This is a genomic window from Cryobacterium sp. Hz7, from assembly GCF_004402815.1.
In the GTDB taxonomy this organism is placed as follows: Bacteria; Actinomycetota; Actinomycetes; order Actinomycetales; family Microbacteriaceae; genus Cryobacterium; species Cryobacterium sandaracinum.
The window spans coordinates 1-8,977 of record NZ_SOFB01000024.1 but is presented as its reverse complement, the minus strand read 5'-3'; the positions used below and the strand labels follow the sequence as shown (position 1 = coordinate 8,977).

Here is an 8,977-nt window from a genome sequence, read left to right as displayed (position 1 = left end):
CGGACACCTGAGTGCCCTACTAAGAGCGAGCCTACGACCGCGAGGTCGTTCGGGTAAATACGCCGTCGATTGCTTGGCCAGGAGGGAACATCCGGAGCAGCTCGTAAGACGAACCCCTTCCTCGCGGCAACCAGTGGCTTCGCCTTGCCGTCGTCGCGGGCGGCGTCGTCGTCGGGTTCCCCCTCCTCACCTCATTCGCCCTCACTACGGCGTCGGCCAGCCACGGTGCCGTGGTCATTGCGTTCCTCCCGGCAGCGACGGCCGTCATGGCTGTAATCCGGGGAAGAGAGCGACCACTACTGCCGTTCTGGATCACGGCTGCACTAGGGGCGCTGGTGGCTGTGGCTTTCGCATCACTGCAGGGCGGCGGAGGCATCCGCTTGCAATGGTCCGACCTGCTCCTGTTCGGTGCCGTCGCGGCCGCCGCCATCGGCTACGCCGAAGGAGGCCTGCTCGCGCGCGAGATCGGATCCTGGCAAACCGTATCGTGGGCTCTCATTCTGGCCGCACCCCTCATGGTCGCCCTGATGACAATGGCTATCGTCGACCAGCCTCCTACCGGCACGCTTAGCCAATGGGCGGCGTTTGCGTACCTTGGAGTGGTGAGCATGTTCCTGGGATTCTTCGCCTGGTATCGCGGACTCGCTACCGGGCCCATGGCCCAGGTCAGCCAGGTGCAACTCACCCAACCTGTCCTCAGCATCCTCTGGGCCGCACTCATCCTCCGCGAAGAGCTCACCTGGCAGACCATCATTGGCGGCATCGCGGTCATCCTCTGCGCCGGCATCGCCGTTCGAACCCGCCGGGGTCGCGTCAGACTCACACGCTCCGCCGAGGACCGTGCGGTTCAATCATCACCAGTCGAGGCGATGCCCAGCACCAACCTCCCGTAAAGGGAACCCCTGCGCGACGGATCCGCGGCCAATCGGGCCGATTGCCGAGCGCCCAGATTCTGGGTCAGTGGGGGGACCGTAGCTGCTCGCCCGGTTGGAGCGCCGTGCCGGCTGCGCACCCGAGCTCTCCGGGCTGAAGCAGAATCTTGGGCACCTGCAACACCTGCACGCCGTCGACGTCTCGTTTCACGAGCAGGCAGTCGTCCCCATCGCCCATCGCGAAGCCGATGTCGCCGTCGACTACCGTCGCCTCGGGATCGAACGCGACCTCACGCTCACCGGTCGGCTGCGGCATCCGCTTGACGATCTCGGCGACTATGTCGTCAGCGGATGCCGCGGACGGCGCGTTTGTCAGCACCTCGACGACGAGAGCCTCCGCTCCGTCGGGAACAACGTTAACCAAGCGGGTGTCGACCGGAGGGGGGATGCGCTTTGCGTCCGGCGGGCAAGCGATGTCGTGGGCGACCGCTGTGTCGTCGCTCCATTCGCCGGGCTCCTCGGTTGCGACCCCCCAGAAATCGAACTGCGACTCAAAGCAAGCGACGTGCGGCCCTTCGTTCGGGGTGGGCTGTATCGTCGCACGAAACTGCAGCGCTCCAAATGGTTCGCCGTGGATCGCGCCGGGATATGGTTCGTAGCCGATCAACTCGACTACGGTCGAGTTCTCGGTGTCGGTGTCAGCCCAGCGGGCATAGTCATCGATCACGTCCGTCCCCTCACGGTAGAGACCCCGAGAGACGTCAGCGACTGCCTTGCGCGCCGACACTTGTGACACCGCGTCCGACCCCGGGACTGCCGCTCCCGCGCAACCAGTGAGCGTGCCGCACACCGCGAAGGACAACCATGCGACGGGGCTCGGACGGTGTCGGTTCGAAACGGAATGGCGCACGTTGTTGATCAAACCACAAGTCGGCAGGATGTTGTTGCGTGGGGGATGGCCCACATCAGCTCGGCGTCAACGCCGAAGGCGAAATCAAGCGGTAGTAATCATGTCATCGACGGTACCGCGGCTCCCCGCCCGCAAGGGGGAGGGTCAGCGGGCGGTGCTGCCCTGCTCCTACCTGCGGGGTGAGCCGTGCACGGCCGCGTCGGCTGTGCCTCCCGCCCGGGAGCGTGGGCCAGCGAAGCAGTGACAACGGCGCATCCTGCGCGCTACACTGCAGGCACGGCGGGGCCGAGCGCATTGGGGGATGGTGTGAAGGTTCTGGGTGCCGTCGCGGCCGGGCTGATGGCCTTGGGTGTCGCCGCGCTTCTCGTCGTGTTCCCCCTGGAAAACCGGGTCACCGAAGCCCTCGAGGCGCAGGCCACGCAGCTGGCTGTCCCCGCCGACTGGGAGCAGGTGAACGACACGGTTCGCCGCGAACAGTTCCTGTGTATGAGCACGAACCCGTGCCCGAGCATCTCCCGGCGGTGGGTGACGGACACCCCCGTTAGCGTCCACGACTTGGAGCGCATGGCGACGGGCGCGGGCCTCAGATTCTCGGTGGAGGGCACCTGCCAGCGGCCGCCGACTGCGTTCTCCGAAACGGGGGTTTGCACCTTGTACGGTGTCCGCAGTGAGAACCACTACCAGGTCTGGGTGAGCGACCGTCCGCAGGAGCCCCAGCAGGTGTCACTGGAAGTGCGTCCGAACCGCCCCTACCTCACTCAACCTCAGGGGTGAGGGCGTCCACCTTGTCCCGGAGGGTGGCGACTTCGGTGCGGAGCTGGTGCAGCTCGTAGGCCCTGTCGTCGAACCCTCTACCGGAACGCCGGTGAGGTCGCTTCTACGACGCCACCGGCGGAACCTCCTAGAAGCTGTCAGACGCAGCGCCTGGCACGGGCCGCCGCCACCTTAATGAACCTTCGGCAAATCGTGCTGTGCAAGCGCAGCAATGGCCTCTGGACTCAGATCACCGAGGGTCGCATCAGGTTAAAGACATCTGGCTGGGCCTCGAGGAGCCGGGCGTTCAAGGCCTGGACCCCATTCAGCTCGGCAAACAGAAATTCTTGATCGGAAACTGGGACCATCATGAGCCACGTGATGACCAGGTCGTCCGACTCCAGGTCCTCAATGTCGTTCCAGAGAAAAGGCAATACAAACAGTGCGTGTGGCACTGAAACGGCTTGATCAAATCCCGACATCACGTCAGGGAAGATCGTGTCTGGCCAAATTGAATGCTTGCCGGAGGCGATATTGAGTGCGCTTCCGATCAAACCGCTTTGGATCACTTTCCAATTGCTTCCAGCCGCAGCCAGGAGTTCTACCCCGAGGTTTTTCCCACCACCGGTTGAGAGGTTCGTGTACTGACTCATTCCGATAGTGGCGTAGGAGGTCACGCCGCACTGGGGGATGTTATCGCATTCGATCAGGTTGAGCGACGGCAGGCCTTCCTCCCCTCCCGGAGAGAGCAAGATCTTGGGCTCGACAGAAGGCGCAACGCCGAAAGCGGTCATGGTGTGACGCGTGATCTGTCTGGCTGTGAACATGGCTCTCAGAATTCCGCGAGGTTCGTGCGCGGCGCGGCGAGGCGAGGCGCGGTTCGTCTTCTTGGTGTCCGCCGCAACACCGTGCGGTTGTGGTCCAAGAAGATTCCCGGACGGAGCCTACTTAGGCAACTCGACCGGCTGCGGCCAAACGTGGACGTACCATATCCTCAATTGGCGTCACCGTCTGTGACCACTTCGATCCAGTTGGCTCACGCCGAACAGAATTTCGCATCGACGAGACCACTCGGAGTTCGAGCAAACGGTGTGTGAGACCGGATGCTCAGCAAGGATCTAAGGGAACGTCCCACGGGCACTCGCCATCGCGGTGCTGGGGTTCTCGTTTCATCTACGCCGATTGCAATTGATCCGCGACGGCCGCGGCTTTGGAGTTTCTGAGCAGCGGCACGGAGGCGACCATCACGAGGATGAGGGCCATTCCGCCGCCGATGATGAATCCAAGACGGGACTCTACGGCGTCCATGGCTAACCCCACCATGACGGCGGCAACGGCGGCACCAGCGTTGACTGCGGTGTTGATCCAACTGGATGCCTCGGTGCGTACTTCGACGGCGGTGATGTCGTCGGCGAGTAAGTAGCCGGTGACGAGCGAAGGGGCCAGGAAGAAGCCCACCACGACGAGCCCGAACCCGAGAACCGCGACAGACCCAAGAGCCGCTAGAAGTGCGCACAGCACGGTCATGAGAGTGCTCGAGATGAGTAGTCGCTTCACGAGCGAGTTTCTCCACGTCCGCTGGCCGTAGAGCAGACCTCCGACTGCGCTTCCGGCGGCGAAAGCGGCGAGCAGGATCCCGGCCAGGCCCACCGATCCTTGGCTGTCGGCGACTGCGGGTGCGACCACCTCCACGGTTCCGAGCACGACTCCCACGCCGAGAAGCGCGATCAGGATTGCGACGAACCCGCTCTGTCGTAGCGGCTGTGAACTGTTGCGCGGGGCAGTGGTGACGGCGCCGTGCCCTAGCGAGAGCGGGCTGCTTGTCATGCCGAGCGTTCCGAGAAGTGCCACCAGGGCTGTCGTGAGCAGTCCAACCGGCGGCGATGCCGCACCCACGACCGCAGCCGCGATCAACGGTCCCGTCGTGAAGAGTAATTCCTCACAAACCGCGTCGACGCTGAACGCCTTGGTTTGCACAGCTCCCGGCTCTGTAATGGAACCCCAGAGCACACGCATCGAGGCGCCGAGCGGTGGCGGAAACAACCCCACCACGGCCGCGAGGCCAACCAGCACCCCTGCTGGCGGCTCGGACTGGGCTGTCAGCGCAGCCATACCACTGAGGCCGGCGGCGAAGGCGATGGCTAGTGAGTTGAGTGCGAACCGCTGCCCGCGTCGGTCGACGAACCGTGCGCGGTAGGGGGATGCGATCACGTTCGCGAGTCCGAACGCCCCGGTGGCCGCGCCAGCGACAGCGAACGAGTCGGTGCTCCGCTGCACAGCGAAGAGCAGCACCAGGGTCACCATGGCAAACGAGAGGCGTCCGACAAGCGCGGGAACAAAGACCCTGAGTGCGCCGGCTGTACGCATTACCTCTAGGTAGCCGCCAGTCATGTGCGCGGGGCCGTGTCATGGTTCGAGACTTCGAACAGGGCAAGAGTTGCACTGATCCGGATGCCCTCTGGCGTGGCAGAGGGCATCGCCTCATCGTGGATTAGTCTTCCGACCTCGCGGGACATCTCGCGGATGCGATTCCATGCCTCGGGGGAGACCGTGACCTCGGCCTCGGTGAACACGAATTCGGATTCCGACACGTAGCGCGCGCTGCGGGCAATCAGTTCTGCCGCGAGAGAGCTCATCAGAGCCTGGTGCTCGTCGGCATGTCCCGAGCCGAGCACTTCGCCGCTGGCTGGGTCGTGCCGGTAGCGTTTGGCGGTCCCGCCGCGGATGCTCATCTCCTCGACAAGCTGCACGAGTCCGGCCTGAGCCAAACGACGTAGGTGGTAGCTCATGTTCGCCTGGCTCTCACCCAGAATTCGTGCTGCCTCAGTAGCGCTGAGAGCCTCCGCCGTCAGAATCGAAAGCAAGCGCAGGCGCAGCGGGTGGGCCACGACCCGCAGGCCATCGAGATTGTTGGGTGTGGTGGCATCCGGCATGCTCACACGATATTCCGAACCGGACCCGACCCCCAAATCGTTCTTTTGCGGTTTCTCATTCGGGAGATAGGCCTTGCTGAATCAGGCCATCTGCCTGGGCTCGATTGTCCGATAGCCGGAGCCCAACGAAGGCTCGTTGGGCTCCGTCCTGGGGACGTCAGGCTTGTGTCTGCGGAGACTCCCCGACAGTCGGTGACGTTGCTACGGGCGGCATCGCATGCGCTTGGGTCCGGGTGCGCCATGGCCTCTGACTGTGGATTGCCAGGACCTGTGCGCCGGGTGCGCGACGGTAGCGGATGCGATGGAACGGCGTGGGCGAAATTGCCCGTTTAACGGGAATCGGTGAGCAGCTGATACATGAGGTGGTCTTGCCACCGACCCGCTATTTTCAGGTATTCGGGTGCCGTTCCATAGCCCACGAAGCCCACACGTTCGAGGACTCGTTGGGAGCGCGCGTTGGGGATCAGCGTCTCGGCCTGAATCCTGTGCAGGCTCAATTCTTTGAATGCCAGCGCGGTCATTGCTCGAACTGCGTCGGTGGCATAGCCACGTCCGTTGCTCTCCTGTGCGACCCAGTACCCCATGTTGCAGGACTGAAAAGCTCCGTAGGTGATCCCGCTGAACGTGATCCGACCTACAACCTGCGAATCCTCGTCGAGAATCACGTGTGGCAAGGCCTCGCCTCGGCTGTGCCGAGCGAGCGCGTTTTCAACTTCCGCCTGCTGACCTGCCAACGTGAAGTAGGAGTCCGCGCGGACTGGGTCCCATGGAGCGAAGAAGAGCCGGCCTGTTAGCTGAAGGTCGGCAAGGCGCTCCACATCGTTGACGGATATGAGTCGAGTAGTAGCAGGCATTAGAGAATGCTCCCACACGCGACTCAAGTCATCCTTGCCCGCAAGCCGGACGATGATCGCGTCGGCGTAGTGCTCAATCGCACCGCCATAGAGCGGGTGCCCTCTTCTCGCCACGCACTAGTAAGTTGGCATAAGTTAGCTGATCGGTCTCGGCTCTGCCGCGGTCCCTGCGGTTGGTCAGTTGCGGGCATATTGGTAGCGCAACCAAGCACAGCGCGGCAGAGGTGCTCCCTGCCGGCAAGGGTGGGTTTACCTGCGCGCCCCGTATGCTTGCATCCGTGATCGCCGCCATCGCCTTCGTCACTCTGATTGGCCTGCTGGTTCTCTTCCAGCTTTCCCTCGCCTTCGGCGCGCCGTGGGGACGATTCGCGTGGGGCGGGCAGCATCCCGGCGTGCTGCCGCTCGGGTATCGGATCGCCTCCGGCGTCTCCATCCTGATCTACGGTTTCATCGCCCTGATCGCCCTCGACCGGGCGGGTGTCGCTGACGTGTTTCCCAACGCGTTCTCGCAAGTGGGGATCTGGGTGGTCTTTGGATACCTCACCCTCGGGGTGGTGATGAATGCGATCTCCCGGTCCAAACCGGAGCGGTATGCGATGACACCGGTCGCCCTCGCGCTCGCGATCCTCGCGCTGCTGATCGCGTTGAGCGGCCCCGCCGAGGAATCGTTCGCCGGCATGGTGATCGATGACGGAGACGGACCGGTGTTCTGCACGACGATCATGGAGTCCTACCCGCCCCAATGCGGCGCCGACTCCCATGCTATTACCGGGTGGGATTGGGCCGCGGTCGAGCACGAGCAGTCGCAAACGATCCGCTGGGGCGAGTACCGATTCAGGGGCGAGCGCGAGGGCAACACCATCTCCATCAGCGGTTCGACATCGCCGCTGCACTGACCGGGCGGAGGGAAGGAAACAACGCACCCATGAGGTGTAGCTGTCTTCGGTACGAACTCTGCGTCGGCCGTGATCATCCACGCGCTCTGATGCCCGCAAGCCGGACCCCTATCGATACGAATTCTGGCGCCGCCAACGAGTGGCGCCGGACATGGCGCTCTCGTGTCACAAGGGAACCTCTACCGGGCGATGGGTGAGTCGGTCGAGGGTACGTTGGGAGACGTGACTAGTCGTAATGGGCGAATCGCCCTGATCACCGGCGGCGTGATCGCTCTGATCCTTGGTGGAGTGTGGGCCGGGCAGGGCATAAATCTGATCCCGGGAAGTTTCATGACAGGTAGCCGCATGTGGCTTTCCATCGGGCTCATCATCGCTATCGTCGGCATCATCCTGATTGCGCTCGGCCTACGCCGGCCAGGGCCCCGGCCGCACGAGCAAGTGAGACTCCAACTATCGCGAGCCTAGATGGCGCTCCGACGCACGCTAGATGATCCCTGGACGGACGTCACCCCGCGCCCTCGACGGCGCGGCATTTCTGCGTAACCTGTGCACATGACGTCTCTGGCTACAAGATATGAGTCTGGCGAGTGGGCTGAGGTTTGGGCTGAGATAAGGCAGCTGGGACCAGTCCCGCACGCGCGTCAGACCGAGGTGGAAGACGTAGCACGTTCGACCATGAAGCGGGCGGGAATACAAATCGGACGCATCGTGGAGGTTCTCCTCGCTCTCGGATTCGAACCAGCGTCCTCGGGTATTCCCGTTGTCACCCCGCCACCGTGCGACGTGAGCGAACGGGTCGCGAAACTGGAACTTTTGTTGGGGCCGCTCCCCGCAGCGCTCAAGGCAAGTATGGGAGAGATTGGAGCCGTTTCTCTGTTGGGTGATTGCCCTGCAATTGGTCTCTACTATCACCAACCCCCACCCGCGCGAGTGAGCACGATGCCGCCTGGCTCTGACTACCCCGATCCGCTATGGCTGCCGTGCGTTGATCAGCTCGAGTCCGAGTGGGACGAGAGAGGCCATGACTTGCTAGAGCTGTCGACCTCATCGTTCGAATTCGCTCCTGATGAACTGCACAAGGCGAACATCAGTGGCGCAACACATGACATCTGGTTGCCCGACACTCACGCGGATCCAGTGCTTCTTGGTGTTGCGGGACGACCGAGCATCACCGTTGTGGAGTACCTCCGGCTCTCCGTCGCGTGGGGTGGATTCCCCGGTTACTCGTTCGGCCTAGCGCCACGGCCCAGAGCGCTGGAACAACTCACTTCGTCCCCGCTATTCTGACTGAGAGTGATGCACTCCGCGCAGATCAGCGAAGAGCGTCCGCAACGGAGTCTGAGACCGGCCTCAGGCCATTCCCCGAGCGGGGTTCGCAAGCCGGACGTTTCCCGGCATTCGTTTTGCCCGAGGTGGGGTAGCGGCTGATGATCGCGTCCGGGACCCGCGAGGGAAGGCTGGGCGAAGCCGGAGCCGATACTCCTGGAGGCGCGTCGGCCCAGACCAAAGAGGAATCAGGACGGGCGCACGTCCAATGCCACCCGCGGATTCCCCTGGGGATCCTCGCTGTTCACCGTCAGCTGATACTCATTACCGTCCTTGATAGCCCGCCCAGTGCACACGGTGGTCGGCCCGGTCGCGTCGGCTGGTCCCTACGTGATGCTCCTATAGTTGTCAATTGATATTTTGGACGGCTTTTTGCTCGTGGAGCCAGTCCCGAAATTGGCTCGCGAGGTTGTCGTCTCGGCTGAGTCCTCGT

7 protein-coding genes and 1 pseudogene are annotated in these 8,977 nt (G+C 63.3%); 3 read left to right on the top strand and 5 right to left on the bottom strand.

What is annotated here, in order from left to right:
• Positions 1-116: 116 nt before the first annotated feature.
• A pseudogene (locus E3N86_RS05590) lies at positions 117-893 on the top strand (DMT family transporter); the annotation flags it as partial.
• Between the two features lie 64 nt (positions 894-957).
• Here E3N86_RS05590 and E3N86_RS05585 read toward each other — a convergent pair.
• On the bottom strand, positions 958-1,599 hold the full coding sequence (locus E3N86_RS05585) for a hypothetical protein (RefSeq protein ID WP_134374922.1): 642 nt from the start codon (positions 1,597-1,599) through the stop codon (positions 958-960).
• Between the two features lie 489 nt (positions 1,600-2,088).
• Here E3N86_RS05585 and E3N86_RS05580 point away from each other — a divergent pair, with 489 nt between their 5' ends.
• Positions 2,089-2,556, top strand: coding sequence for a hypothetical protein (locus E3N86_RS05580; protein ID WP_134374920.1), 468 nt, complete (start codon positions 2,089-2,091; stop codon positions 2,554-2,556).
• Between the two features lie 224 nt (positions 2,557-2,780).
• On the opposite strand, the gene E3N86_RS05575 is transcribed toward E3N86_RS05580, so the two are convergent.
• From E3N86_RS05575 to E3N86_RS05560, 4 genes are all read right to left on the bottom strand, one after another.
• The gene (locus tag E3N86_RS05575) at positions 2,781-3,329 is read right to left on the bottom strand and encodes a suppressor of fused domain protein (RefSeq protein ID WP_166785028.1); all 549 of its coding nucleotides are present in this window, start codon (positions 3,327-3,329) and stop codon (positions 2,781-2,783) included.
• A 379-nt stretch (positions 3,330-3,708) separates the two neighbouring features.
• Positions 3,709-4,902: an MFS transporter gene (locus tag E3N86_RS05570; RefSeq protein ID WP_166785027.1), complete on the bottom strand. Its 1,194-nt coding sequence runs from the start codon at positions 4,900-4,902 to the stop codon at positions 3,709-3,711.
• Between the two features lie 20 nt (positions 4,903-4,922).
• Positions 4,923-5,468, bottom strand: coding sequence for a transcriptional regulator (locus E3N86_RS05565; RefSeq protein WP_134374914.1), 546 nt, complete (start codon positions 5,466-5,468; stop codon positions 4,923-4,925).
• Between the two features lie 329 nt (positions 5,469-5,797).
• Positions 5,798-6,436 carry a GNAT family N-acetyltransferase gene (locus E3N86_RS05560; protein ID WP_241985958.1) on the bottom strand — a complete coding sequence of 213 codons (639 nt, stop codon included), beginning with the start codon at positions 6,434-6,436 and terminating at the stop codon, positions 5,798-5,800.
• Between the two features lie 164 nt (positions 6,437-6,600).
• On the opposite strand from E3N86_RS05560, the gene E3N86_RS17305 reads away from it, so the two are divergent.
• Positions 6,601-7,218, top strand: coding sequence for a hypothetical protein (locus tag E3N86_RS17305; protein ID WP_241980899.1), 618 nt, complete (start codon positions 6,601-6,603; stop codon positions 7,216-7,218).
• Positions 7,219-8,977: the final 1,759 nt, after the last annotated feature.